The organism is Runella zeae DSM 19591, assembly GCF_000423565.1.
GTDB classification, from domain to species: Bacteria; Bacteroidota; Bacteroidia; order Cytophagales; family Spirosomataceae; genus Runella; species Runella zeae.
On the sequence record NZ_AUIF01000030.1, the window covers coordinates 126687 to 151534 of the forward strand.

At 41.7% G+C, this 24848-nt stretch carries 28 protein-coding genes and 1 pseudogene; 11 read left to right on the forward strand and 18 right to left on the reverse strand.

The window, feature by feature from the left end; translation table 11 throughout:
- The first annotated feature begins 30 nt into the window (after positions 1 to 30).
- The 9 genes from G563_RS0107450 (at position 31) to G563_RS0107495 (ending at position 10844) form a co-directional block, all read left to right on the forward strand.
- A complete protein-coding gene (locus G563_RS0107450; RefSeq protein ID WP_028664774.1) occupies positions 31 to 3039 on the forward strand; it encodes a ligand-binding sensor domain-containing protein in 3009 nt (1002 codons plus the stop codon).
- Complete coding sequence (locus G563_RS0107455; RefSeq protein ID WP_028664775.1) at positions 3036 to 3677, forward strand: response regulator transcription factor; 642 nt, start codon at positions 3036 to 3038, stop codon at positions 3675 to 3677. Before G563_RS0107450 ends, G563_RS0107455 begins: the two co-directional genes overlap by 4 nt.
- Positions 3678 to 3786: 109 nt before the next feature.
- Positions 3787 to 4290: a hypothetical protein gene (locus tag G563_RS0107460; protein ID WP_157585133.1), complete on the forward strand. Its 504-nt coding sequence runs from the start codon at positions 3787 to 3789 to the stop codon at positions 4288 to 4290.
- A gap of 200 nt (positions 4291 to 4490) precedes the next feature.
- Positions 4491 to 5615 carry a hypothetical protein gene (locus G563_RS0107465; protein WP_028664777.1) on the forward strand — a complete coding sequence of 375 codons (1125 nt, stop codon included), beginning with the start codon at positions 4491 to 4493 and terminating at the stop codon, positions 5613 to 5615.
- A 100-nt stretch (positions 5616 to 5715) separates the two neighbouring features.
- Entirely contained in the window at positions 5716 to 6075 is a 360-nt protein-coding gene (locus G563_RS0107470; RefSeq protein WP_028664778.1) for a hypothetical protein, read from the forward strand.
- 54 nt (positions 6076 to 6129) lie between these two features.
- Positions 6130 to 7053, forward strand: a complete 924-nt coding sequence (locus G563_RS0107475) for an HTTM domain-containing protein (protein WP_028664779.1) — start codon at positions 6130 to 6132, stop codon at positions 7051 to 7053.
- A gap of 199 nt (positions 7054 to 7252) precedes the next feature.
- Positions 7253 to 7558: a hypothetical protein gene (locus G563_RS0107480; protein WP_211235259.1), complete on the forward strand. Its 306-nt coding sequence runs from the start codon at positions 7253 to 7255 to the stop codon at positions 7556 to 7558.
- Between the two features lie 296 nt (positions 7559 to 7854).
- A complete protein-coding gene (locus tag G563_RS0107490) occupies positions 7855 to 9027 on the forward strand; it encodes a hypothetical protein (RefSeq protein ID WP_028664781.1) in 1173 nt (390 codons plus the stop codon).
- Positions 9028 to 9140: 113 nt separating this feature from the next.
- A complete protein-coding gene (locus G563_RS0107495) occupies positions 9141 to 10844 on the forward strand; it encodes a GMC oxidoreductase (RefSeq protein WP_028664782.1) in 1704 nt (567 codons plus the stop codon).
- 52 nt (positions 10845 to 10896) lie between these two features.
- On the opposite strand, the gene G563_RS0107500 is transcribed toward G563_RS0107495, so the two are convergent.
- The 3 genes from G563_RS0107500 to G563_RS0107510 all read right to left on the reverse strand — a co-directional run bounded on the left by G563_RS0107500 (position 10897) and on the right by G563_RS0107510 (position 12473).
- The gene (locus G563_RS0107500; protein WP_028664783.1) at positions 10897 to 11298 is read right to left on the reverse strand and encodes a DUF983 domain-containing protein; all 402 of its coding nucleotides are present in this window, start codon (positions 11296 to 11298) and stop codon (positions 10897 to 10899) included.
- Positions 11299 to 11368: 70 nt separating this feature from the next.
- On the reverse strand, positions 11369 to 11869 hold the full coding sequence (locus tag G563_RS0107505) for a DUF6691 family protein (RefSeq protein WP_028664784.1): 501 nt from the start codon (positions 11867 to 11869) through the stop codon (positions 11369 to 11371).
- A gap of 31 nt (positions 11870 to 11900) precedes the next feature.
- Complete coding sequence (locus tag G563_RS0107510; protein ID WP_028664785.1) at positions 11901 to 12473, reverse strand: YeeE/YedE family protein; 573 nt, start codon at positions 12471 to 12473, stop codon at positions 11901 to 11903.
- 371 nt (positions 12474 to 12844) lie between these two features.
- On the opposite strand from G563_RS0107510, the gene G563_RS0107520 reads away from it, so the two are divergent.
- Positions 12845 to 13579, forward strand: a complete 735-nt coding sequence (locus G563_RS0107520; RefSeq protein WP_028664786.1) for a DUF6503 family protein — start codon at positions 12845 to 12847, stop codon at positions 13577 to 13579.
- Positions 13580 to 13639: 60 nt separating this feature from the next.
- Here G563_RS0107520 and G563_RS37930 read toward each other — a convergent pair whose 3' ends face one another.
- Together G563_RS37930 and G563_RS37935 are read right to left on the reverse strand one after the other, a co-directional pair.
- Complete coding sequence (locus G563_RS37930; protein WP_157585137.1) at positions 13640 to 13867, reverse strand: hypothetical protein; 228 nt, start codon at positions 13865 to 13867, stop codon at positions 13640 to 13642.
- 19 nt (positions 13868 to 13886) lie between these two features.
- A complete protein-coding gene (locus G563_RS37935; RefSeq protein WP_157585139.1) occupies positions 13887 to 14117 on the reverse strand; it encodes a hypothetical protein in 231 nt (76 codons plus the stop codon).
- 810 nt (positions 14118 to 14927) lie between these two features.
- On the opposite strand from G563_RS37935, the gene G563_RS33935 reads away from it, so the two are divergent.
- Entirely contained in the window at positions 14928 to 15794 is an 867-nt protein-coding gene (locus tag G563_RS33935) for a DUF2911 domain-containing protein (RefSeq protein ID WP_037326107.1), read from the forward strand.
- A 273-nt stretch (positions 15795 to 16067) separates the two neighbouring features.
- On the opposite strand, the gene G563_RS0107535 is transcribed toward G563_RS33935, so the two are convergent.
- The 13 genes and pseudogenes from G563_RS0107535 to G563_RS0107600 form a co-directional block, all read right to left on the reverse strand.
- The gene (locus G563_RS0107535) at positions 16068 to 16625 is read right to left on the reverse strand and encodes a Tll0287-like domain-containing protein (RefSeq protein ID WP_028664788.1); all 558 of its coding nucleotides are present in this window, start codon (positions 16623 to 16625) and stop codon (positions 16068 to 16070) included.
- Between the two features lie 198 nt (positions 16626 to 16823).
- Positions 16824 to 17450 (reverse strand): arsenate-mycothiol transferase ArsC, encoded by a 627-nt coding sequence (locus tag G563_RS0107545; RefSeq protein ID WP_028664789.1) that lies wholly within the window; start codon positions 17448 to 17450, stop codon positions 16824 to 16826.
- Positions 17447 to 18481 (reverse strand): ACR3 family arsenite efflux transporter, encoded by a 1035-nt coding sequence (gene arsB / locus G563_RS0107550; protein WP_028664790.1) that lies wholly within the window; start codon positions 18479 to 18481, stop codon positions 17447 to 17449. The genes G563_RS0107545 and arsB overlap by 4 nt, the downstream gene beginning before the upstream one ends.
- 30 nt (positions 18482 to 18511) lie before the next feature.
- Entirely contained in the window at positions 18512 to 18853 is a 342-nt protein-coding gene (locus G563_RS0107555; RefSeq protein WP_028664791.1) for an ArsR/SmtB family transcription factor, read from the reverse strand.
- Between the two features lie 121 nt (positions 18854 to 18974).
- Positions 18975 to 19181: a YgaP family membrane protein gene (locus tag G563_RS0107560; RefSeq protein WP_028664792.1), complete on the reverse strand. Its 207-nt coding sequence runs from the start codon at positions 19179 to 19181 to the stop codon at positions 18975 to 18977.
- Between the two features lie 153 nt (positions 19182 to 19334).
- A complete protein-coding gene (locus tag G563_RS0107565; protein ID WP_028664793.1) occupies positions 19335 to 19952 on the reverse strand; it encodes a Crp/Fnr family transcriptional regulator in 618 nt (205 codons plus the stop codon).
- A gap of 70 nt (positions 19953 to 20022) precedes the next feature.
- The gene (gene trxA / locus G563_RS0107570) at positions 20023 to 20340 is read right to left on the reverse strand and encodes a thioredoxin (RefSeq protein ID WP_028664794.1); all 318 of its coding nucleotides are present in this window, start codon (positions 20338 to 20340) and stop codon (positions 20023 to 20025) included.
- A gap of 29 nt (positions 20341 to 20369) precedes the next feature.
- A complete protein-coding gene (locus G563_RS0107575; protein WP_028664795.1) occupies positions 20370 to 20579 on the reverse strand; it encodes a hypothetical protein in 210 nt (69 codons plus the stop codon).
- Complete coding sequence (locus G563_RS0107580) at positions 20563 to 20799, reverse strand: hypothetical protein (RefSeq protein WP_028664796.1); 237 nt, start codon at positions 20797 to 20799, stop codon at positions 20563 to 20565. The genes G563_RS0107575 and G563_RS0107580 overlap by 17 nt, the downstream gene beginning before the upstream one ends.
- A gap of 19 nt (positions 20800 to 20818) precedes the next feature.
- Positions 20819 to 21145: a rhodanese-like domain-containing protein gene (locus G563_RS0107585; protein WP_028664797.1), complete on the reverse strand. Its 327-nt coding sequence runs from the start codon at positions 21143 to 21145 to the stop codon at positions 20819 to 20821.
- 149 nt (positions 21146 to 21294) lie between these two features.
- Positions 21295 to 21573 carry a heavy-metal-associated domain-containing protein gene (locus tag G563_RS0107590; protein ID WP_028664798.1) on the reverse strand — a complete coding sequence of 93 codons (279 nt, stop codon included), beginning with the start codon at positions 21571 to 21573 and terminating at the stop codon, positions 21295 to 21297.
- 73 nt (positions 21574 to 21646) lie between these two features.
- Positions 21647 to 23071, reverse strand: coding sequence for an MBL fold metallo-hydrolase (locus G563_RS0107595; protein ID WP_028664799.1), 1425 nt, complete (start codon positions 23069 to 23071; stop codon positions 21647 to 21649).
- Between the two features lie 281 nt (positions 23072 to 23352).
- Positions 23353 to 24744 (reverse strand): annotated as a pseudogene (locus tag G563_RS0107600) (IS4 family transposase); the annotation flags it as partial.
- Positions 24745 to 24848 lie beyond the last annotated feature (104 nt).

The following is a 24848-nucleotide window of genomic DNA, read 5'->3' on the forward strand; positions in this document are numbered from 1 at the left end:
TTGCAGCTACGTTGTGCAAAAACACTAGCAATGCAAAAGTGGCTCCTCTTCCTATGGTTGGGTGTTGGGCTGAAGGCTACAGCTCAGTCTTATCGTATAGACCGTATCGGAACCGACCGAGGACTATCGCAGGGGTCTATCTATGCGATGCTCAAAGATTCGCGGGGTTTTATGTGGTTTGGAACACAGGACGGCCTGAATCGATACGACGGACACAGCTTCAAGGTGTATTATTCGGAGCCTTCGCAAGCAGGCGCGCTTCATGGGGGTTTTGTCAATTCTATCATTGAATCCCCCAATGGAGATTTGTGGATAGGTACCGATTATGGTCTCAACTGGTACCGCCGCCACAAAGATAATTTTAGTTTTATTGAAGCCAGTCCTGCCGTTTTATCGCCTTGTACGCCTTTTGCTAGCAACGAGCAATATGTTTGGTATTGGTCTGAAAAAGAGGGGATTGTGCAGTTTGACTATCTTCAACAAACCAAAAAGGTGATTTTGTCATCTCTGACAAATCGCATAGGGCTGCTTACCCCAACCAACGCAACTCATTTTGGGCGGGATGCCAGACTTTGGGTATGCCTGCCAGAAGGCATTATGAGCTATGATACCCTTACGAAGCAATCAGCCTATTATTTTTCAAAACATCCACAAAACAGAATTGGCAAAAGCAAGCGGTTTTATTGTGTATTGCATGCTCGAAACGGATTGATTTATATGGGTCACTCTGAGGGGATTACGGTATTGGATGCTTTGCGCCAGAGCTTCCACGAAATCTCGCATTTTAACAATACGCCTTTGGTAGAAATCTACGATTTGAAGGAAGGAAGCAATGGGGTGGTGTGGGTAGCCACGGGAGGGCAAGGCGTATTGCGATACGAGGCTAATCATACATGGACGCAGTTGGTTCATCAAAACAATGATGCCAATAGCTTGTCCAATAACACGATAACGAGTATTTATGTGGCCGACAATGGGATTGTATGGGCCAACCCCGACCCGTTGGGCGTCAATGCTATCATTGAACAAGGACACAAATTTAATAAAGTACGTTACGTAGCAGAAGCCACGCAATCGCTCAATGACCCTAACGTAAGAAGCTTGTTGTCTTATGACAAAAACCTCCTTTGGGTAGGTACAGAGCAAGGTGGTATCAATGTGTGGGAAAAATCTACCAAACAAATGATTGACTATTGGCTTCCTGATCCCCAAAACGTGTATGCTTTGCCCAGCCAATCTATCAATCAATTTTTGCGGGACAGTGAAGGGCAGATTTGGATAGCTACGTATCATGGACTGGCGCATTATTTGGGTAAGGGGAGGTTTGAAAGTTTTTTTCCCCAGCAAAAACAGGCGCTTGGTAACAACATCATCAGGAGTATCGCCGAATGGAAAGACCAAAAATTGCTCGTAGGAACAGAGTATGGTCTTTATGAATTTGATAAAAAAAAGCGTGTTTTTACGGAAGTAGAGGGGTGGCAAAAACAAAATGTACTTTGGCTAAATACCTCCCAAAAAGACAGTATATGGCTCACTGTTTTCAACGAAGGATGTGTAAAAGGAAGCCTTCAAAATGGCCGCTGGATTACTTACGAAAGAATCACTCACAGTGGCAATGTACTTAGCAGGTGTCAAGATAGGGCCCGCAAGTGTGATTGGTTAGCAACAAGTAATGGGCTGGTGCAATATCAAAACGGAAAAATCAAAGCGACTTACACTTTCAAGGATGGTTTGCCAAATTCGTACGTATATGCTGTATTGATAGATAAGCAAAACAACCTTTGGCTCAGTACCAACCGGGGTTTGGCTAGTTTTAATCCAGAGATGCGGCAATTTCGAAATTATACCCTTGCCGATGGTTTGCAAGGCTATGAGTTCAACAACAAATCATACCTCGTGGATGAAGAAGGGTATTTCTATTTTGGGGGCACTTCTGGTTTTAATTATTTCAAGCCCGAAGAAGTCAGAATCAGTACTTTTCAGCCACAAGTACAGTTTACGAATTTTTGGATAAATGAGCGCCTTTCTCACATAAACCAATACATCGGCGAAATGGACACGGTGCGGCTATCGTTTGAGCAAAACACCTTTTCGTTTCAGTTTACAGCTTTGGATTTTTTTAGCAATGGGCAAAATCTTTACCAATACCGCCTCAAAAACCTAGAAAACAATTGGATTACGACCTCCAATACTTTTATCAGATATGTAAAAGTACCCGCAGGTGAGTATGTGTTGGAAGTAAAGGCGGCCAATAGCGATGGCTTTTGGAGCGACGACATTCGGCAATTATACGTTGTGATTCGACCACCTTTTTGGCAAACGTGGTGGTTTCGGATATTGGTATTGCTGGGGATTGTTATAGGAGGAATTGGAGCGTACCAATGGCGTATTCAATCACTCAAATGGCGGCAACGAGAACGCCTCAATTTAATCATTCAGACCCAAGAAGCTGAGCGCAAACAACTTGCCACGGAGCTGCACGATGACCTCGGAATGCGACTTTCTACTTTACAAATGTATGTGTCAGAACTAGAAAATACGCATAGCGGAAGAGGCCACGCTCTAAAGCCAATGGTGGAAGAAGCGATAGGGGGAATCAGGCAGCAATTGCAGGATTTGAATCCCAAAATGCTTTTTGAACGAGGATTCAGGGAAGCGGTCGAAGATTTGGTCAATAAAATCAATGTCACTGACACCTTGAAATTTGAGTTGTTTTGGCTTGATTTTCCTGATCGCTTGCCGCAGGCGTTTGAAATTAATCTCTTTCGGGTGATTCAAGAATTAGTCAACAATACTCTCAAACACGCTCATGCTTCTGGTATCGAATTACAGCTTTTGGCACGCGAGCAGCAGCTCATCATTGTGTATGAAGACAATGGGCGGGGTTTTGTGCCAAAGCCTTTTTCCTCGGGTTTTGGTCTTGAAAATATTCGCAATCGCATTCAGTTGTTAAAAGGAAACATAGAATTTGACTCACGCCCGCAGCACGGCATGTGCGTGACGATAGCACTCCCTCACCCTAAATACTCAAAGTTATGACTCGGCAAATACTCATAGTGGACGACCACCAATTGTTTTTGGAAGGCCTCAGATTTGTACTTTCTCAAACGCCCGAAGTGAGCATTGTAGGAGATGCTCTCAATGGCTATAAAGCCCTCGAAATGCTGGCAAGCTACCGCGTGGATTGGGTACTTATGGATGTCAATATGCCACACTGCGATGGCGTAGAAGCTACCAAACAAATTAAGAAACTGTACCCCCACGTGAAAGTCATTGCGGTTACGATGCTCGACGACTACGTGAGTATTCAGCAAATGGTAAAAGCTGGTGCCGATGGTTATATTCTCAAAAATACGGGTTCCTCTGAGCTACATCGGGCTTTTGAAACTATCGAAAAAGGGGAGGTGTATTATTCGAATGCTATCTTGAATACCATTTTGAGGAGACCTGTTGCCACACCCCAAAAATCGACCACGAAACTACATCAGTGGCTTACAGCGCGCGAAAAACAAATCATACCTTTGTTGGTAGAAGGATTGACGAGCCTGCAAATAGCTGATAAGCTGTATGTTAGTGAATCGACGGTCATAAGTCATCGTAAAAATATCCTTCATAAGCTCAATTTAAAAAATACCTCTGCTTTGGTCAAGTATGCTTTAGAGCATCAGTTGGTATAAAAAACTTATCCCCCCTAAGGGGGATTTTTTGTATATCCTACACAGGGGTGATTTTTGGTGGCAGATAATGACGGAATTTTGTATCAACAAATTAACCTTACTAAAAAGTATGAAGTGGTGGATAGCGATAATGATCTCAATGAGTGTTGTGGGTCAAGTACGGGGAGGAGCCTCAAGCCGTTCATATCGGGTGACGCTAGAACGAATCTCATTGCTGAAATCAGAGGCGGAAAACCACGAAGAAAATTTGTTTGGGTCGATTTGGGCAGGTGCCTATTGTAATAGCAATGAGGGACAAACCGGAAACTCGTTTGATAGTCGCGAACGAACCCTCAAGTTATTTGAACGCTCACCAACCGATTTTGTAAGGGTAAAAGAAGGGGGAACGATTGTAATTAATAAGTCATTGATTTTCGATATTCCTAATTGTAATGGCAACCAAGCAAACATCACCTTAACTGCCTCGCTTTCGGAGCAGAATGGAAATAGAAAATATACAACAGAGCGCTTGCGAGTGTATCTATCAGAAATAAATGGAATATTGAAGCGTACCATTAATTGCTATAATCGAGGGTCTCACTTTCAGCTGACATTTGTGATTTCTAATGTATAAAACAGAAATAGTTAAAAGCGATACGTATATGCTGGAGCGGTTTTTAATTTGCAAATTCTGCCCCGTAGGGGCTATATATTGGTAAAACATGAAAACGTGTAACGCTGCTAGCCCTGCCCCGTAGGGGCTGTATGTCGGTAGCCCGAAAAATACCTTTCTTCCGTTTCATTGCCCCGTAGGGGCTATATATTGGTAAAATAATGCAAACATTTTATCTCAGCGTATCTATCTTGACCCGAAAGCTCGTAGCTCTACTTTTGCTTTCATGTCCCACATGGGCACAGACCGATACGCTTATACCGTCGCTCAATGCTGTCAAAACGTTGGAGTTTTCGATACCTACTTCGGCGGCATTTGATTTGTTGGGAGTCACACCCGCACAAGTTACCAAACCTGGCAATATCCGCGATTTTAAGGTGGATTGGTCGTTTCAATCTTGGCGTCTAAAACCCAACATTGCCATACAAGCCCAGCCGATTTGGGAGTTGCTTTACAATCGCCCGAGTTTGCAGAAGTACCAAAATGCCTCTAAGTTGATGAAAATGCTCTCGACGCTCGATGTATCAGGAGGTACGATAGAAGACGAAGACTTGACGCGTAGATTGGCAATTGCCGCTAAAATAACGCTTTTCAGGAGTCATGACCCACTCGATGAACCCGACTTAGTGAGAGGTGTTACCGAACAGTTTTTTGAACAGCGACAAGAGATTTTACAAAATCTTAAACTAACAAACGACACCCTACAACAGATACCCAAAACGGCAACCTATTTTGAGGCAAAAATCAAGTTGATTGAGCAAATTCAAGTATTTGAGGGACAATTGGCGGCGTTAGAAAAAGCCCAAAAAGAGCGCTTGGCACAACTGACTACGACCTATTTAAAAGAACATTGGAATGCTTCGTTTTTGGAGGTGGCGGTGGGCCGGTCGTATACCTATCAAAATGAAAGTCTCGACAGCCTTTTGCTGCAACAAGACGGCGTATCGGTATGGCTCAACGGTTGCGTAGGTATGGGGCGTAAATGGCTGTTAACGGCAGTAGCTAGGTACACCGAAATAAACACTCCTTTGCGACGACCCACGCGCGAATATTTTGGAGGTTTAAATCTCCGATATGGAAGTCCAAAATTTAATTTTTTTGTGGAAATACTTAATCGTGACCGTGCCAATGTATTTAGTTTTCAAAATATTACCATTGCCTACGGGGGAGATTGGAGATTTAGTAAAAATGTAATGTTGAGTTACGGAATCAGAACACATTATTCTCGTGATTTTACTTTCAAGCAGCTAGTACCAGTAGCTAGTATTGCGTGTATGATGCGATAAATGAAAACGAATTGTTAATGAAAATAGTAAGAATAAATAAAAAAGGAGAAACCTGAAAATCCTTTAAGAGAGTAGGGGTTTACTTAAATACTTTTTTACAATGAAAAAAAGCATCTTAACAATCGGACTGATGATGTCGATGGCCTTGGTGGCTAATGCTCAGGGAACACCTACATTTAGCGCCGCCGAACAAAAAAAGATTCAGCAGATTTTAGGCTCAGACTTTGAAGCCGTATTTTCACCAAAAGGTGAGTTAGTAATTGCAACTAAATCGTCAGTAGGGCAAGTAAAGACATTACCGGGCGGTGGTTTTACTACTGGCAAGCCTAGCGCAGCTAGCAATATTTTGATTCATAAAGGATGGATTGCAGCTACCTCAGAAGAAGCTTTGAAATCGATGCGTTCTAAATTGGGAGCAGAGCGCATGAAACAACTAGAAGCAGTAATTGCAAAAAAATAATTCTAACAATCTAATCCGGCATCCGGTCGGATTAGATTATAAAATCTTAGAAAGATGAAAAAAAAAGCTTTGTATTTGCTCAAAGAAAATATATTTTGTTATTTGGATTATGGACAATCAAAATATCAATTCGAATATTTTCGAATAGCTATTGCGCTATTTTCACTTTTTAATTTTGGGGCCTTTTTGTATGACTACGAGGTATTTGTAAGTCCAGACGGAATTATCAATTGGGAAGTGACTCAAGCTAGTTCTTTTTGGTTTGATCCACATCCTGCTAGATTAGCCAATTGGCTGAATATGAGCCATGAAACCTTTAATTTTTTCGCTATATCCCTGTATGTGGGAAGTTTGGTGCTGTTGGCACTTGGGATTTTTACACGTGTATCTTCGCTGCTTGCTTTCTTCTTTTTTCTCGTATTTTCACTTTCTCTTTATCCTTTTTTGTACGGAGTAGATTTATACCAAAGCGTTTTTTTGTTGTTTCTGACGATTTTTCCTAGTGGTTATGCTTTGAGCCTAGCCCCCAAAAAATCAGATGATAAAATTCTGAATCAACAAAAAATCGCTGTAAGGGGGATTCAAATTTATTTAGCCCTAACCTATTTTTCGGCAGGGTTTGGAAAATTTAATATGGATTCTTGGTTCAATGGTGAGTTTTTGTATTTGAGTTTGTCCGATCCTACTTACCAATTGCTCCCATTTACGTACAATGTTCACTATGGATTTTACGTGTTTTCTGGGGTTTTGGTGGTTTTTATTGAAATGTTCTATTTTATATTAGTGCTAATTCCTTACGTGCGTACAGTTTTGATTATTGCTATTGTAGGTATGCACTTATTCATTGCGTTGTTTATGGGACTTGTTCCATTTGGGGTGTTGTTGCTGATGGTAAATCTCGTAATTTGGTATCCATTGATATTAACAGATTTGAAAAAAATATTTAAAATTTATAAAAGATATGAACTTGCGATATAGAATGTTTGTGATAGTTTTTTTTGCTTTTCAAGTTTTGACAATTTTTAAATTGTTACCTAGCAGGTGGCCATTAACTTCGTATTATAGTGAGGTGTTTACGCAAGTGATTTTTACGGTTAGTAAAATGAATCATTTGTATAATTTTTTTACTGACCCTCAAAAGGTAGGTGGATATGGGTATGTTTCTAATCATATATATATGCTCAAAAAAGAAGGAGATAGTATTATTAAAAAAGATGTTTCATCACAAGGGTCAATAAAAAAAATGGTGTCTCCTGTCAATTATGCCCGTATCAACAATCTACAAGTATTGGCCGTAAAAGATACCTTACTTTATAGTGCAGTTGTGCGTTCACAAGCGCTTTTTTTTATGCGTAAATACCAGTATCCTCTCATGTATGTGGAGGTCATGAACCATGAATGTAAAGCCAATAGGACTCAAACCCGCCTTACCAAATCTGAGAAAGTGGAGAAAGTATATACCAATTATTTGACTCTGAATTAGTGAAGAAAGCAAATCCCTCGCTAATTGGAGGTTGTTTTGGTTTTTTGTTATGGGTTTTGCGTCGGAGACGCAATGCCTTTTTTGCCCCAAATGATAGTTTGGGTCAAGCTCTTGTTACTTGCTAATTGGAGGCTATTTTGGTTTTTTGTTATGGGTTTTGCGTCGGAGACGCAATGCCTTTTTTGCCCCAAATGATAGTTTGGGTCAAGCTCTTGCTTGTCCCGGCATCATGTTGGGACCAGCATGGGTAAATGGAGGATTTTTTCTATTTTTAGTTTTTACCTTCAAAATGCTTTATGAAAACTCTATTCTTGTTGTGTTTTACCATGATTTCTTATTCACTTTTTGCCCAAAACGATGCCGATTTTACGGGTGTATTTGAAAATACTCAAACGGGAATTGTACTTTCGATGAGTCAAAAAAATGGCCGTTTTGAGGGTTTATTTACCGTTCAAAACCAACGCTTTACCTGTGTTGCGGTGCATGTTGACGGTGGAATAGGAGGAACCTACCGTGACGGAAATCGCAATGTAGAGTTTTCGTTGTTGAGATTATTGGGCGAGTATTTTGTTCATACAGAGGGAGTTAATATTCCCATGAAGCGGGTTTCGCAAGTTACTTCCCCGTCGGCAGGTTCGTCTAGTACTGCCACTACCACAAATGTGCCCCCGCCTTCTGGTAAAAGTACCGGAACTCAGTTACGTGATGCTAATGTGGGGTATGCGTTCAATGCGCCAGCAGGCTGGCAAGTAAAACAAGAAAATGGGAATTATGGATTTACGAGAGCGGGCGAGGATGTGGTCTTGGCAGTAGTACCGCATGGGTACAATTCCGTACAGACCATCATGGCTTCGCACCAAGATGCCAACGACCCCAAAAACAATACTTATCTGAAAGCCTCCAAACAAACCTATGGTAGCCAAGGCGCATGGCTGGGGTGGGATGGTACGGCCAATGGGCAAGCGGTTAGTTTACAGACCATTGCGCTTGTGTCGCCCTACGGTGGAGGAGTGAGCGTATTGCTTATTGCTCCCAAAAATGTTTATCGGGCAGAGCACCGTACTATCCTTCAATCGATTGCCAACAGTGTGACTTTTACCAAGCCGCAGGTATCACCTTTGGCCGAGCAATGGAAAAGTCGAATTGCAGGGCGGCAGCTTTTGTATTTTTATACGGCGAGCGGTTTTTCAGAAAAACAATCTTATGATTTTTGTAGCGATGGCACTTTTGCCATGAATGTTGACAATTCGGCTAGTAGTTCTGATTTTGGAGGGAGTTTTTCGGCGGCTACGCAAGGCGGCAACGCTGGTACTTGGCGTGTAGTGGCGCAAGGCAATCAGGCGGTTTTGATGTTGATGCTACGCGATGGCGGTACGCGGCAATTTACCCTAGCCAATACCTCCAACGGCGTAGGTATGCTACTCAATGGTAAGAAATTTTTGTCGCAAGCGAGTTCGCGGTGTCGATAAAATCGGTGGCCAGGTGTTATAAAAACAATAATTTGTTTTGTTTTTCATAGGGAAACTTGAGACTATGGTTTCTTTTAAAAGACAAAAAGGATTGTTTTGAATCAGCACTACCGATGAACGCAAAAGCCATAAATACCTACGATGCCATTGTGATAGGCTCCGGAGTAAGTGGAGGATGGGCCGCCAAAGAACTTACCGAAAAAGGGCTGAAAACGCTGATGCTCGAACGAGGACGCGACATAAAGCACGTCACCGATTATACCACTGCTATGAAAGCGCCTTGGGAATTTCAGTATCGTGGGCGTACGAGCTTGGCGCAGAGTAGTGCATTTTCCAACAATCCTGCGCGTGGTGCTAGAATAGGGAATGAAGAAGTAAATGGATTTTTTGTGAATGAACTCAAACATCCTTATCTGGAAGACAAGCCCTTTCGCTGGACGCGCGCCTATGGTACAGGTGGGAGGTCGTTGCTTTGGGGAAGACAAGCTTATCGGTGGAATGAAGAAGATTTTCTGGCCAATTCCAAAGAAGGTATAGCAGTAGATTGGCCGATTCGGTATGCAGATTTAGCTCCGTGGTATAGTTATGTGGAAAAATTTGCGGGGATTAGTGGACAAAAAGAAGGCTGGGAGGTATTACCTGATAGTGAATTTTTGCCTCCTCACGATTTTACGTGTGTCGAAAAACATTTTAAACAAAAGGTATCCGAAAAACTTGCCCGACCCGTCACAATTGGGCGGGTGGCTCATCTTACCAAACCTACCGCCGAGCATTTGGCTTTGGGCAGAGCTCAGTGTCAGGCGCGTAATCGCTGTGAAAGAGGCTGCCCTTTTGGAGCCTATTTTAGTACCCAAGCAGCTACCCTTCCAGCAGCCCAAAAGACCAAACGGCTTACTTTTTTGACCAACAAAATAGTGACTGAAATCCTCTACGATTCCCAGAAAAATCGTGCGTCGGGGGTGCGGGTGATGGACCAAAACACCAAAGAAGTGGAGGAGTACTATGCCAAAATCGTGTTTTTAAACGCTGGTTCGGTAGCTTCTACGGCTATTATGCTGCATTCTAAATCTTCGCGTTTTCCTACGGGTTTTGGCAATGACAGTGGCGAATTGGGGCACAATATCATGGATCATCATCTCAATGCAGGAGCCAATGCGTCGGTAGAAGGATTTGAGGATAGTTATTATTTTGGACGGCGTCCCAATGGAATCTACATTCCCCGTTATCGAAATTGGGGTAACGACAAACGCTCCTATCTGCGAGGGTTTGGGTATCAGGGGTGGTCGGGGCGAAGTGGATGGCAGCGAGGAACTGATTCGCTAGGTTTTGGGGCAGACCTAAAAGAGAAAATCACGCAACCTGGCGGCTGGTGGATGGGTATGGGAGGTTTTGGAGAGATATTGCCGAGGCACCAAAATCGGATGTATTTGCATCCTACTGAGCGTGACCAATGGGGCTTGCCGCTGGTTGTGTTTGATGCCGAATTGTCTGACAATGAGATTCAAATGCGGAGAGATATGGCCAACGACGCCGCTGAGATGTTTGAAGCAGCAGGTTTTAAAAATATTGTTTCACACAATAATACCTATGCCATAGGAGGAGGAGTACACGAAATGGGGACAGCGCGCATGGGGCGCGACCCCAAAACATCGGTACTCAACGAATGGAACCAAGTTCACGCTTGCAAAAATGTGTTTGTCACCGATGGGGCTTGCATGACTTCGTCTTCCTGTGTCAACCCCTCCCTTACTTACATGGCACTCACCGCTCGTGCGGCTGATTTTGCGGTGAAGGAGTTGAAAAAGAGAAATTTATAAAGTAGGGTAAAAATTTTTGGTAGTTTTCTATAAATACCGAAAACAATAACAATTAGGCTGTTTTATTGACAAGAGCCGCTTTGTTTTTTTGTGGTTTGTATTTAACAAACAAATTAGCCCAAACCAACCGCCCCAATCTGAAAAAGACAGGCATCACCAAGATAAGAGCAGGAATCAAAAAATAGAGTAGTTTGATGGCATCTATATTCAGAAGGATGACAAATCCCACAAAGCTTGTCACTATCATCGCTACATAAAGTGCATAACTAATGTACATAGCCCCAAAATAAAAACCGGGTTCGCGTTCAAAGTCTTCGCCACAGTGGGGGCAGTGTTTATGCATTTTGTCGAAGTTTTTGAGGTCGTAAGGGTTAGGGGTCTCAAAAAAATCTCCTTCATGGCAGCGGGGGCATTTATTGAATAAAATGCTATATAATTTGGTTCCTTTCAACATGTTAGTAGCTGTTTGAGGTAGAGCAATGAAGCATAGATGACTACTATATCTATGCTGCATTGCTAGAAGATTAGTTAGGAAGTCTATCGCGGAAATAGCCATAAACCCAGGTTCCGGCAATAGCGCTCAAGAGCGTCACTAGTACGGCCACAAAACCACTCCCGATTTGGGCAAACAATGGCCCTGGGCAGGCTCCTGTGATAGCCCAACCTAGCCCAAAGATAAGCCCTCCATAAATTTGTCCTCTTTGGAATTTTTTGGGGTGAAACTGTACCGTTTCGCCAGAAATAGTCTTAATATTAAATTTCTTGATAAGAAATACCGACAGCATACCTACCACTACTGCCGAGCCGATAACACCGTACATATGGAAACTATGCAAACGAAACATCTCCTGAATCCGAAACCAAGAGATAATCTCAGCTTTTACAAAAACGATTCCGAACATAATCCCCACAATGAGGTATTTGAGGTTGCTCAGTACGCTTTCGCTTTTTTTCATATCGTTGGGAGAATCACACACAAACTCCTCAACTGGTGTATAGGTGATGGTATCTTGTGAATTTGTCATTTTTGTAATTATTTGAAGTAGGTGGATGTTTTTAAAAAAGTTTGAAAATGAAAGGCATCAATAAGTGAGTCATCGCAAAACCGCCTACCATAAAGCAGCAAGTGGCAATCAATGAGGGAACTTGTAAGTTAGACAAGCCCATGATAGCGTGCCCCGAAGTACAGCCTCCTGCCCAACGTGTACCAAAACCCACCATAAACCCACCCATAACAAAGAAGATAAGGCCTTTTAAGGAAAGGATATTGGCAGTAGCAAAAATATCAGCCGGCATCAATCCCGAAAAATCTTGAATTCCAAGCGCTTTTAAGTCAGAAATGGTGCTTTCTGAAATGACGATACTGTCGGGATTGGCCAAAAAAGTAGTGGCTAAAAAACCGCCAATCAACACTCCCAACACAAACACGAGGTTCCAGGTTTCTTTTTTCCAGTCGTATTTGAAAAAGGAAATATTGGCAGGCATACAGGCCGCACAGATGTGACGAAGTGAGGAGGAAATACCGAAAGATTTGTTGCCAATCAAGAGTAGGGTGGGTACTGTAAGTCCAATCAACGGCCCTGCTACGTACCACGGCCATGGTTTTTTGATGAGTTCAATGATTTCCATTGCTTTTTGAGAATTGGGATTATGATCAAAATAAAACGATTGATGATGAAATCTAAATGCGACCTAACGTTTTGATTTACTAGCTATTTAGATAAATATATGTAATAACATTTTTTTCTACTAAAGAAGTTTCTATTTAATATATTGATTTTGTATTTTACTATTTTTTTTCTGATAATCCTGAAAATTGAGTTTACAATAACTGTGTTGTGAGCTTTTGCTACTGACTTCATAAAGCCGATTGTTGGCTACAAAATTAGGGTGGACTTTCACCTATCTCCGTGACAATTGTTACATTGAGCTAAAACTTTACTATTTTTCAATCATTGTTTTCAAAAACCTAGTTTGTCTTATCCCAAAAAAACTTTTTTATGCTGAGGTCAATTATCGCTGTTGTTTTATTAGGAGTATGCTGGGCTTGCCAAGAGTCCAAAACGAAAGATGCAAAGGCTGAGAAAATCATTGAAGAATGCATCGAAACGCACGGAGGGGCACATTATCAAGATTTTGATGTGTCGTTTGACTTCCGACAGTTTAAAGTGCGCCTTGTACAATCGCAGGGGAAATTTAGCTATGAACGTCAAACCACCGATACCCTCAACAATACCTACAAAGACGTTCTGACAAATGATTCTTTTGTACGTACTATGAACGGAAAGACGCAAGAACTTTCACCGAAAGATACCGACAAGTATCGGGAAGGTATCAACTCTATCGCTTACTTTGTATTGCTACCTTACAAGCTTTCAGAGCCTGCCGTCAATCTCGTGTATGTGGGAGAAACCACTCTGGAAGGCCAAAAATATGACAAAATCAAAGTGACTTTTGATAAAGAAGGTGGTGGCAAAGACCATGAGGATGAGTTTTGTTATTGGATTCATCAGACCAAGCATACCTTAGATTATTTATCTTATGCCAACGGTGGCCCTCGTTTTCGGAAAGCTACCAAGCGGGAAACCGTAGGAGGGATTGTATTTCAGGATTATGAAAATTATGAAATTTTAGACAAAACCATCCCTACTTCTGAATACGACAAGGCTTTTGTAGAAGGTAAATCGAAGCTTCTATCTAAAATCGAACAAACAAATTACGTTTCTAATAAATAGATAGCTTGGCCCAAATTATGATTTGGGGCGAAATTTGGTCTAGCGTCTCTGACGCTATTGTCATAGTATGCGTCGGAGACGCTGTGCCGTAGCCGTCCCGAAGCAGAGTTCGGGACGAGGCGAGGCTTGCGCCAAATTATGATTTGGGGTGAAATCAGGTCTAGCGTCTCTGACGCTATTGCTAATACTATGCGTCGGAGACGCTATACCGTAGCCGTCCCGAAAGATAGTTCGGGACGAGGCTTGAGCGGCTTGCCCCAAATTGTGATTTGGGGTGAAATTTGGCATAGCGTCTCTGACGCTACTGCTATATTATGCGTCGGAGACGCGGTGCCGTAGCCGTCCCGAAACATAGTTCGGGACGAGGCTTGAGCGGCTTGCCCCAAATTGTGATTTGGGGTGAAATTTGGCATAGCGTCTCTGACGCTACTGCTATATTATGCGTCGGAGACGCCGTGCCGTAGCCGTCCCGAAACATAGTTCGGGACGAGGCTTGAGCGGCTTGCCCCAAATTGTGATTTGGGGTGAAATTTGGCATAGCGTCTCTGACGCTACTGCTATATTATGCGTCGGAGACGCTTTACCGTAGCCGTCCTGAAACATAGTTCGGGACGAGGGGAGGCTTGCCCCAAATTGTGATTTGGGGCAAAATCTGGTATAGCGTCGCTGACGCAAAAGCAAATGAAACAAACAGTTATGAATAGACAATCGTAGTTAGAAAAACAACTTTTACATTTCATTAACATTCTTTTACAAGCCTTTAACAAAGAGTCAACTCAAAAATTAATATGTTTGTGGAAATGCTTGAATGATAAAAAAAAATGAAAAAATACGCACATTTATCGATTGTGTTGTGGGCCTTTATTTTTTATATTTCTTCCATAGTACAAAACAAAACAGCCAGTAATACCCCCGAAGCTGATATTAGTTCTCGCAACTTTTATAGTGTAACTCGTAATATCATACAAGATAAAAAGAGTAACTTATGGATTGCGACTTTTTTAATTTTTTTTGATATGATGACCGTACATTTACCTATTTTATTCAAAATTTTGTGGGTTATATCGTCGAAGATAAAAAAGGAAATATTTGGAATAGTTAGGTCAGTGCTAATGGAACCAATTGGGTACTTTCTCGTTATGATGAAAAGTCATTGCTTAGTCCAACGCCCTCTTAACCGAAATAAAGCCAGAACTAGGAATGCTTTTGGGGCTTTTAGAAGCTAAAGACGGAAGTGTATGGTTTAGGGCCGGGGGCGTGTATAGGTACGACGGAATCACAATCGCTGACTTCAAAAAGTAATTGTACTCTTAGATTAGTAGTAGATTGAAAATTTAAAAAAAATAAAATGAAGATTTGTTTTTCAGTGCTTCTTGTAGCATTAAATTACCCTGCTTTTTCGCAGATTTCTTTTCCTGAATTAAGCCCTAAAGGGTTTGTTTTACAGAAGATTGGATCAACTACCATTTCTATATCTTATGAAAGACCCGCATCTAGAGGCCGAAAAGTATTTGGTGGGTTAGTGCCTTACAATAAATTATGGCGAACAGGTGCAGGAAATTGTACCAAAATTGTTTTTAGTAAACCTGCTATTATTAACAATAAAAAAATTGATAAAGGAACCTATTCTGTTTTCTCTATTCCGAGTAAAAATAAATGGAAAATAATAATAAATAGCGATACATTGTTATATGGAGTTTCTAATTATAATGCTCAAAAAAATGTTATTGTTTTTGAAACGAATCCTCATTTTTCAAATCGATTTTATGAATCACTCACTTTTGATATTGATGTAGTTCCAAATAATGCAAATGTTTATATTTCATGGGAAAATACACAAGTTTCATTTAAAGTAGATACTCAAGTAGATAAAGATTCGAAAGAATTTATTGAGAGAAATTTATTAACCGACAAATCCACCAATTCGGAAGAATATGCTACTGCTGCGGAATACTATTATTATTTGAATAAAGATTTAGATAAGGCTCTTTTGCTAATCGATAAAGCTTTGGCTAAAAGTAATGAGGCGTGGTATTATAGACAAAAAATTGATATTTTGGAGAAACAAAAAAAATATCAGCAAGCCATCGATATTTCTAATCTCGCCATTGAAGCCAATCAAAAACGGACTGATTGGACTGAAAAAGACAAGCTTCAAAGCAATGATGCCTTGAAGAAAAGGATTGAGTCTTTCAAAAAACAGCTTTTAAAGTAAAAAAAGAGGCTTGCGCCAAATTATAATTTGGGGGCGAAATCTGGTCTAGCGTCTGTGACGCTGTTGCTATACTATGCGTCGGAGACGCTGTGCCGTAGCCGTCCCGAAACACAGTTCGGGACGAGGCTTGGCTTGCCCCAAATTGTGCTTTGGGGCAAAATTTGGTCTAGCGTCTCTGACGCTACTGCTATACTATGCGTCGGAGACGCTTTACCGTAGCCGTCCCGAAACAGAGTTCGGGACGAGGCTTGATAGTTCGGGACAAGGGAGTGTTTATTTATCTACCAAAAACGTAAGCTTCCACGCGCCTCTTAGTTGGCCTATTTGGTAGCCGGTAGCTTTGTCGAACCGGTATTTTTTCTGAATGGTTTTAGCAGTAGCTGTTTCAATATCTTTTTTAGGCTGACCGTGGCATTGGAGGCAGGTGGGCATCCCGATGCGGATGGGTTTATAATACACATAGCCTTTTGGGATGGCGACCAAAGTATCTTTTAGTGGGGTATTGCTCTCAAAAGTATCAAGTATTTTTTTGTCAAAAATCGTGGCGGCATTGTCGGGGTTTCGGTTGCGAGTCGATACCCTTTGGATTTTTACCTGAGATGAAACCGAGTTGGTAAGCGGACTTGCGTTTTCGTGGCAAAAATCAACAGCATAAGCAGCGCCGCCTTTTTCAATAGCTCCTAGTAAATTAGATATCAAAGCCTGCTGGGCTTTCAAACTGAGCGAATCCCCTAGATGTCGATAGTTTGTAGATTGAGTAGGCGAGGGTTTTAAGGCCGTGATTAAAATAGCTACCACAAAAAGAGAAGAAGCAGAAAGAAGGCGTTTCATAGATATTAAGTGCTTATACCGAAATAAAACTACAAATTTAAGTGCTAAATCTATTCAGGTTTATTCTTTTGAAATGCGATTTTGTAAAGTACCCATCCAAACCCCGCAACGAGGTGAAGCATAACAAGGGTGAAGAAAAAAGCTGCCATGATTTTGAGTCATTAAATTGATACCCCAAAAGTGCAGCTTGTTTCGGAATTAAACAGTGATATTAGTCACATTCACCTGCCCCAATGCCCATTTCATCTCAGTTGCAATCTGCCGACAACGGGCGTCGTAGGTAGCGACTTCATCGGGGGTGTCGTCTGCCACTTTAGGATCTATGTACATGATAGGGAGGCGTTTTTCGGCGCCGGGAATAAAAGGACAATTGGCCTCGGCCTGGTCGCAGGTCATAATAGCAGCGAAACCACTACTAGGATTGGGAGCTTGGTCATAGACTTTGGAAAAGGCTACGATAGGAGCCGTCAGTTCATCAAATCTGATCTCATAAACAGGATTTTCTTTTTCAGATAGTTTGTTGATTTTCAGACCTGCACGCTCAAAAGCCGCGATAGTACGGTAATTGCAAGCGGTAGCTTCGGTACCTCCCGAAAAAGAAGACACGTTTTTGATTCCAAAATACGCCGCTGCTACCTGTGCCCATACTTGCCCTAAGTGACTACGGCGAGAATTGTGAGTACAGATAAACGTCAGATTGATAGGTTGTTGGGCTTGTATTTTGGTGGAAATATAGTGAGCAAGTGGCTGCAATATAGCTTGGCGCTCCGCCGATACCTCCCGAAGGTCTAGTGCTTCAAAATACTGTGTTACTTCAGAAATCATGGTTGAAATTTATGGGTTTGTTTGAGTGCGTAGTTGACAAATAAAATTAAGACGGGGACTTCAATCAAAGGACCAACTACAGCCGCAAAAGCAGCACCTGAGTTGATGCCAAAAACGGCAATAGCAACCGCAATACCTAATTCGAAATTGTTGCCAGCGGCCGTAAAAGCCAATGAGGTAGACTTGGCATAGTTGGTACCTGTTTTTTTTGAAAGATAAAAAGCAGACATAAACATAATCGCAAAGTAAAAAGTAAGCGGAATGGCAATCCGAATTACATCAAGCGGAATCTGCACAATCAACTGTCCTTTGAGACTAAACATGACAATGATGGTGAGCAGTAATGCTATCAGGGTAAGAGGGCTGATTGTGGGTAGATATACCTTTTCAAACCATTCACGGCCTTTGAGGGCTGTAAGACCATAGCGAGAAATCATGCCTAACAAAAACGGAATACCCAAATAAATAAAAACGCTTTGGGCAACTTCTCTGATTGTAATTTGGACTTCATAGCCTTTGAGACCAAAAAAAGGTGGGAGTATCGTAATAAAAAACCAAGCATAAACGGAATAAAAAAGGACTTGAAAGATACTATTGAAGGCTACCAAACCCGCAGCATAGAGGCGGTCTCCATTGGCGAGGTCGTTCCAGACAAGCACCATCGCAATGCACCGCGCAATACCAATCATAATCAGACCCGTCATGTATTCGGGTTTGTCTGGTAAAAAGATAACGGCTAATCCAAACATCAACAATGGACCGATAATCCAGTTTTGAAGGAGCGATAATAGCAGAATTTTGACATTTGAAAATACCTTGGGAAGTTCGTCATAGCGTACTTTTGCCAAGGGGGGATACATCATCAAGATAAGCCCTATCGCCAATGGGACATTGGTAGTACCTACATTAAAATGGTTGATAAAGGCCTCTGTTTTTGGGAAAAAGTAGCCAATACCTATGCCTAGAATCATCGCAAGAAAAATCCATAATGTAAGATAACTATCTAAAAATGAGAGTTTTTTTTGTTGCATATTATTGTTGTAAATTTTTCAAAAAAAGACTTAACAGCAAGATTGAGATTGACAGTTAGCGTTTTGGGACAAGTCGGCAAAAATTCCAAAGTGAGCCACAAATTGGTTAAACACCTCCCAATCAATACAATAACAGGAGGTTTTACCTTCGATAGTGCCTTTGATAAGGCCGCTCGCTTTTAATTCTTTGAGATGCTGCGAAACAGTAGCTTGGGCAAGTGGCAACCCTTCCACAATTTCGCCACAGATGCAGCTTTTTTGTTGGGCTAGTATTTTCAAAATCGCAATGCGTGCGGGGTGTGAAATAGCCTTTGCAAAATCGGCAAGAGCGATTTCGTCGGCTTGAAAATCCATTCGTCGGTTAATAGCCATGATAATTGATTTTATATCGCAAATATACGATGAATTATTGTTGACATAAAAACAAGGCAGCTTTTCTGTTGAAAGAAAACTACCTTGTTATCAAAAAGAGGCGTTGATGGGTGATGGTCAATTATTGCTTTACGGGGCAAGTATTCAACCCAAAAAGTGCGTAGAGAGGGCAAAAACTAATAATACTTGTAAGCGTAAAAACCCCCGCAACCCCCAGCGCTATGATGCCAAGGGTGCCTGTAAGTGTACCTGTAAAATAGAGTATGACGGCAATAGCTGCCACAATAAGACGAATGCCGCGGTCGATGCCGCCCATGTTAGCTTTCATTTTGGTATGTGTTTATGTAGTAAATCTTTCAATGATGAAATACACAATTCCCATCAGAAGTGCGCAAATGAAGCATACTAGAATGATTTTGGATAATTGGGATTTCATGTAGCAAAGATGCACACAAACACACCTTCAAGTCAGTAACATAGGTTACAGTCGCACCTCTATTCCGTCGGGATATTGGGCGATTTTTTTCTCATTTTCGAGTTTTTTGGTGACTCGGCTTACCACTTCACGCGAGGTACCCATGGCATCAGCAATTTCACGGTGTCGAATTTTGAGAAAAGGGTTGGCTTGCAAACTTGCTTTTTCGCGTAAAAAATGAAGGATACGGTTATCGAGATTATCAAACAGCAAGGCGTTGATGGTCTGCAATAAGTCGGTATAGCGTAGATTGTTGAGAAGGTGAAAAAAAACGTTGAATTCAGGATATTGCCTCGACCACGTCCTGACCCAATCGGAAGGAAGCAATAGCAGCTCAGTCTCGCTTTCGGTGATAGCTACTATTTTGCTAGATTCTTCCTGAATCACCCCAAAAAAAGACATAATGCAGCTTTCGTTGGGATGAATATAATAAAGTAAAAACTCCCGCTCATCGTGCCTCATGATTACTTTCACGAGGCCTTTTAATACAATCGGAACAGCCTGAATGTATTGGCCCTCCCGCAAAATCTCGACACCTTCAGGAATCGTTTTAGAAATCCCTTTTTGGAGCATTTCTTGGCGAAGGTTTTCGGAAAAAAGATGAAACTGAGCGGGGAGTATCATTGATTGAGTAAAAACAAACCGCTATGTCGTCACAGTGCATTTCTCTACCACTGCGGTTTTTCAAAAAAAATTAATAAGCTTTGGTTGTTAATTGATTTACGACTTGTTCGAGCTGTTTTTTCTGAACCACGCCCGACTGCCGCCAAAGAATTTTTCCGTTTTGAAACAAAATCAGTGTCGGAACTCCCTGGATTCGATAGCTTTGGGAAGCGGCGGGGTTTTTGTCAACATCGATTTTGATAACACGCACACGGTCGCCCATTTGAGCCGCAAAATCTTTAATAATAGGTGACATCATTTTGCAAGGCCCGCACCATTCGGCAAAAAAATCGACCAAAACAGGGGTGTCACCTTGAATAATATCATTAAAACTTTCTTTCTTTTCCATGACTTTTGGTTGTGTTTAAAAGGTGTGTATTAAGCGTCGGACTTGGGTGTACTGATATCTTTCAAGATACCTCCACCAAAATACCCTAACAAGGCTCCATACGGAACCATGGTTTGCCATTGGGATTTGATGGGGCAAGTGCCTGTGACACAGCCGATTTCTTTCCAATACAAAAAACCGCCTAGTGCACCCAAAAAAGCACCAATCCAGCCCCAAGGGATATTACTTAACTTCTTCATAATGTGTCTCTTCTATAGTATGTGTAGTAGAACGCCGTACGTTAGGGGTGGCACAGCCGCCTAGTCCGCAACCGACATTGAAAAGGGCTTGTAAGGCAAAAATTCCACCCATAAGCCCAAAAAGAGGTTGACGGTCGGCAAAAGCAGAGTAAATCAACCATAGCCCCATACTCATACGGAGTAGGCGCATAAAATCCCAGTTTTTAAGAACAGTGCTCATCCTCTGATTGTTTTTAAGGTTAGTAAGGCCAGCTCATGATGCCACCCGCTAAATTGTAAAGATGCTCAAAACCAGCATTGCCTAGGATGTTGCAGGCCTGACCGCTGCGATTGCCACTACGACAATAAACAAAATAAGTTTTGTTTTTGTCCAATTTTTCAATTTTTTGTTGAAAATCTACGCTCATTAAGTCGATATTAATAGCCCCTTTGATCGCACCAGAGCGTACTTCGGCGGGAGTCCGTACATCGATTACAACGGCTTGAGGCGTATCGGCGAGGAGTTGTTTAAAGGTCTCGGCGTTGACGTTTTGATAATTTTTCTTGGTTTTGAAAAAGCTAAACATGATGGTATGTGTTTTGATTTGATGAAACAAAGGTCATCAATCCGTTTAGCGTTTACAGTGATATTTGTTACATTAGCTTTGTACCAAACAAAAAATCCACGGTTCTAATTTTGACCGTGGATTTCTATTAATCCTAAACCCTTTAATATTTATTTTTCTTCAGATAGTCTGCCTACGGCACAGCTTACATACGATTTGGCTTGGGTCAACAAGCTATTTTCACTACCTACTTCAGGATAACCCATGTGTGTCAATTCCTTGACGAAAACCTGACGTTTGAGGCTACCAGTATGGTCGATTGTAACGCGTGACTCGTCTTTGTTGATGTTGATAGAAAGCACCCCTGTAAGGCCCAAAAGACGTTGTTTGATGCTATTCATACATCCTCCACATTTGATATTTTCTACTAAAATGGTTTCCGTTTTCATAATTCTAACAGGGAAGGAGTGTTCAGTTTTTGCCAAAGCTGTACCTAAAAAATAACAATTACCCTGACAAAAGTCATTTTTGGTTTTTAAGAGTACTGGGGCACACATAATCGGTGGTTTTGAAACGACCCGATTTCTGAATAGCCCCAAAGCCCCCGTCAATATCTACCAGATTGTCATAGCCCCTAGATTTCAAAATAGAAGCTGCCATCATAGACCGGTATCCACCTGCGCAGTGAATATACATCGTTTGGTCTTTAGGAAACTCGGCCATTAGCTCACTGATATAATCTAAGGGCAAATTTTTGGCTCCGTCCACGTGTTCTGCCGCAAATTCGCTTGGTTTGCGAACATCAATAATGAGTGCATCGGGTTGATTTTCCAATACATCCGCTAGTTCGTTGGCGGGAATAGAGGTGATACTATCTATTTCGTCGTTGGCATTGACCCATGTTTCAAATCCTCCTTCTAAGTACCCAATCACGTTGTCATAACCTACGCGTGCGAGTCGGAGAATCGTCTCTTGTTCTTGGCCTATTTCGGTGACCAACAATAATTCTTGTTTTACATCAGGAATCAAGGCTCCTACCCAAGGGGCAAATTGCCCACCTAAACCAATATTGATAGAATTGGGAATGAATCCTTTGTTGAAAACTTGGGCAGGGCGTGTATCCAACACCACCGCGCCTGTTTCGTTGGCTGCTGCTTCAAACGCCGCAGGGCTTAGAGCCTGAGCCGCTCTTTTCATGACCACATCTATACTTTCATAGCCTTCTTTGTTCATCATTACATTTTGAGGAAAGTACTGAGGCGGCTTGGCGAGGCCGTCGGTTACTTCTTTGATAAATTCCTCCTTGGTCATGTTGGCACGAAGTGCGTAGTTAAATTTCTTTTGATTGCCGAGGGTATCGGTGGTTTCTTTGCTCATGTTTTTACCACAGGCCGAGCCCGCTCCGTGTGCAGGATAAACAATGACCTCGTCGGGCAATGTCATGATTTTTTCGCGCAGTGAATCATACAGATACCCTGCCAAGTCATCGACGGTTAAATCTGACTTTTGGGCCAAATCGGGCCGACCTACATCCCCGATAAAGAGCGTATCGCCACTAAAAAGCGCCTTTTCTTTGCCTTGTTCGTCGAAGAGCAAATAGCAGGTCGATTCCATCGTATGGCCGGGTGTATGTAATACTTTTATGGCAAGATTTCCTACTTGAAAAAGTTCGCCATCGGTAGCGATATGCGCCTCAAATCCCGTTTGGGCATGGGGGCCGTAGACAATGGGTGCTCCTGTTTTTTGGGACAAATCCAAGTGACCAGACACAAAGTCGGCATGGAAGTGCGTCTCAAAGACATATTTGATGTTAGCCCCATTTTTATTGGCTTTTTCGATATAAGGACTTACTTCTCTAAGGGGGTCGATGACCGCCGCTTCGCCTTCACTTTCAATGTAATAGGCACCTTGAGCGAGGCATCCAGTATAAATTTGTTCGATTTTCATGTTTGCAGAGAAAATGAGTGTTTGTCAATACAAATGACGTTTTTTTTGGAAAGTCTGAAAGTGATATTTGTCACGTTCGACAAAAAACAAAAAGACTTTTTGATAAAAAGGCGAGCGAAGAAGAGAAAGTTCCGATTTTGACGGAAAGGTATTCGAAGTAAGTCCGTCATCAATAAGGTTAAATAAAATGGGGCTGTCTCAAAAGTAACAGGTTACAAAATATTCTTTGGTTTCAACCTCATCCCAACCCTTCCGCTCAGGCGGCCCTGTCCTGCCAGTAGCTACGGTTTATACATATCTCTCTGTGCTATCTTAAAGCCTAGATAGATATTATTAAATTGTTTAATTCCGTCGTTGAGGGTGATAATACCTGGAGGTCTTTGGGAAGCATAACCTTTCCAGCCTCCTAATCGGGCAATTATCCAAAATGCCCATCTTAAAGAGTATTTGGGATAGGGGTTTTGCTGTTTTATGGTATTTCCACTTAACTGTGTTTCAAGTACTTGCAGACATTTGATTTCATTTTCACAAAAAAGTTCTTTGGCTTGTTGGTTTTCATTAGGCTCGTTGGCTTTACTTGCCAAGAGTAATGCCATCACTCTGAGTGCTGCTTGTAAGGCAAAAAGCGTCATTTTAATGATTGACTCTCCGTTTTCAAGCTCAATGGATTCAATGGCAAATCCTTGTGTTTTGAGAAGCCTAAATAGGGTTTCAATGTGCCATCTTAAAGAATACCAACGTACTATTTGACAGGCATCAGAAAAGTTGCCAACCAAGTGAGTCGTTAGTATTCTCCAGTGAACAGGCTGCTCTCCCTCAGGAACTGTACTTGAAGATTCTTTACTCTCTATTGCCCAAACTTTAATCGGTAAAACTCCTTTACCCTTTCTGGCAGGAGCAATGATATCGACTGCTACAAATCGTAGCTCCATGAGAGCTTGTCGTTTTATCTTATTCTTGGAAGAATGACGAATATCTCCTCGAATATCAAGCAGATAGCTTCCTTTTAAATCAGATTCTTCAAGGGTTTGATACAAGTCACAAACTTTATCTTCATAAAGAATTTTACGGTTATCCCTCGAACGAACAATGAGATGGTCTTGCCCTGTAGCGGCGGCTAATAGCTCAAAAATATCACCTTCTCTATCTTGTACCGAAGTCCGTAAACTGGCTTTTGATAAGACCTTAGCAGTGTTTTCAACACTTTCTATCCAACGATAAGACTCTTTCTCTTCAATAGGTAAGGTCTTATATTTTCGCTCATGGCGGTCGGCTCTATGCTCAGAATGAATATAGGGTTTGATAAAAGAAAAGCCCACACAGCTTTCGTCACAGGCTTTTACGACCAGACTCGGATGCAAATAAAAAGCCAAACTACGGTTATCCCCGATGAGGCCAAGACCAGAATTAGCTTCAATTTGAGCACGATTCTTCTCCAAGTTTACTTGGGTAGTATCTTGGAAAATCAAATAATGTTCCGCCTCTATTCTCTGAGCAGTATCTTGGGTAATGGTCGATATGATAGAGGTTGTTGTCACTTTTGAGTTATTGAAAAAACGATAGTAGACCATCTGGTCAGCCCAACGATTGGATAACTTATAAATAGTTGTTTGAGATTTCTGAGTCATTAAAGATAATAACTCATCCCCGCGTACATTGAGCCGTTTGTCTCCAAAATCAAAACCAAAAGTGCTTTTTTTAACATAAAAATTTTAAACTTTACACAACAAAGATAAATCATTCTTGTGTATAAACCGTAGCTCCAGAAAGGAGAAGG

Excerpts from the sequence above, each read along its gene's own strand:
- G563_RS0107450 (WP_028664774.1), top strand. The coding sequence starts at position 31 with ATGCAAAAGTGGCTCCTCTTCCTATGGTTGGGTGTTGGGCTGAAGGCT.
- G563_RS0107455 (WP_028664775.1), top strand. The coding sequence starts at position 3,036 with ATGACTCGGCAAATACTCATAGTGGACGACCACCAATTGTTTTTGGAA.
- G563_RS0107460 (WP_157585133.1), top strand. The coding sequence starts at position 3,787 with ATGAAGTGGTGGATAGCGATAATGATCTCAATGAGTGTTGTGGGTCAA.
- G563_RS0107465 (WP_028664777.1), top strand. The coding sequence starts at position 4,491 with ATGCAAACATTTTATCTCAGCGTATCTATCTTGACCCGAAAGCTCGTA.
- G563_RS0107470 (WP_028664778.1), top strand. The coding sequence starts at position 5,716 with ATGAAAAAAAGCATCTTAACAATCGGACTGATGATGTCGATGGCCTTG.
- G563_RS0107475 (WP_028664779.1), top strand. The coding sequence starts at position 6,130 with ATGAAAAAAAAAGCTTTGTATTTGCTCAAAGAAAATATATTTTGTTAT.
- G563_RS0107480 (WP_211235259.1), top strand. The coding sequence starts at position 7,253 with ATGCTCAAAAAAGAAGGAGATAGTATTATTAAAAAAGATGTTTCATCA.
- G563_RS0107490 (WP_028664781.1), top strand. The coding sequence starts at position 7,855 with ATGAAAACTCTATTCTTGTTGTGTTTTACCATGATTTCTTATTCACTT.
- G563_RS0107495 (WP_028664782.1), top strand. The coding sequence starts at position 9,141 with ATGAACGCAAAAGCCATAAATACCTACGATGCCATTGTGATAGGCTCC.
- G563_RS0107500 (WP_028664783.1), bottom strand. The coding sequence starts at position 11,298 with ATGTTGAAAGGAACCAAATTATATAGCATTTTATTCAATAAATGCCCC.
- G563_RS0107505 (WP_028664784.1), bottom strand. The coding sequence starts at position 11,869 with ATGACAAATTCACAAGATACCATCACCTATACACCAGTTGAGGAGTTT.
- G563_RS0107510 (WP_028664785.1), bottom strand. The coding sequence starts at position 12,473 with ATGGAAATCATTGAACTCATCAAAAAACCATGGCCGTGGTACGTAGCA.
- G563_RS0107520 (WP_028664786.1), top strand. The coding sequence starts at position 12,845 with ATGCTGAGGTCAATTATCGCTGTTGTTTTATTAGGAGTATGCTGGGCT.
- G563_RS37930 (WP_157585137.1), bottom strand. The coding sequence starts at position 13,867 with ATGCCAAATTTCACCCCAAATCACAATTTGGGGCAAGCCGCTCAAGCC.
- G563_RS37935 (WP_157585139.1), bottom strand. The coding sequence starts at position 14,117 with ATGCCAAATTTCACCCCAAATCACAATTTGGGGCAAGCCGCTCAAGCC.
- G563_RS33935 (WP_037326107.1), top strand. The coding sequence starts at position 14,928 with ATGAAGATTTGTTTTTCAGTGCTTCTTGTAGCATTAAATTACCCTGCT.
- G563_RS0107535 (WP_028664788.1), bottom strand. The coding sequence starts at position 16,625 with ATGAAACGCCTTCTTTCTGCTTCTTCTCTTTTTGTGGTAGCTATTTTA.
- G563_RS0107545 (WP_028664789.1), bottom strand. The coding sequence starts at position 17,450 with ATGATTTCTGAAGTAACACAGTATTTTGAAGCACTAGACCTTCGGGAG.
- arsB (WP_028664790.1), bottom strand. The coding sequence starts at position 18,481 with ATGCAACAAAAAAAACTCTCATTTTTAGATAGTTATCTTACATTATGG.
- G563_RS0107555 (WP_028664791.1), bottom strand. The coding sequence starts at position 18,853 with ATGGCTATTAACCGACGAATGGATTTTCAAGCCGACGAAATCGCTCTT.
- G563_RS0107560 (WP_028664792.1), bottom strand. The coding sequence starts at position 19,181 with ATGAAAGCTAACATGGGCGGCATCGACCGCGGCATTCGTCTTATTGTG.
- G563_RS0107565 (WP_028664793.1), bottom strand. The coding sequence starts at position 19,952 with ATGATACTCCCCGCTCAGTTTCATCTTTTTTCCGAAAACCTTCGCCAA.
- trxA (WP_028664794.1), bottom strand. The coding sequence starts at position 20,340 with ATGGAAAAGAAAGAAAGTTTTAATGATATTATTCAAGGTGACACCCCT.
- G563_RS0107575 (WP_028664795.1), bottom strand. The coding sequence starts at position 20,579 with ATGAAGAAGTTAAGTAATATCCCTTGGGGCTGGATTGGTGCTTTTTTG.
- G563_RS0107580 (WP_028664796.1), bottom strand. The coding sequence starts at position 20,799 with ATGAGCACTGTTCTTAAAAACTGGGATTTTATGCGCCTACTCCGTATG.
- G563_RS0107585 (WP_028664797.1), bottom strand. The coding sequence starts at position 21,145 with ATGTTTAGCTTTTTCAAAACCAAGAAAAATTATCAAAACGTCAACGCC.
- G563_RS0107590 (WP_028664798.1), bottom strand. The coding sequence starts at position 21,573 with ATGAAAACGGAAACCATTTTAGTAGAAAATATCAAATGTGGAGGATGT.
- G563_RS0107595 (WP_028664799.1), bottom strand. The coding sequence starts at position 23,071 with ATGAAAATCGAACAAATTTATACTGGATGCCTCGCTCAAGGTGCCTAT.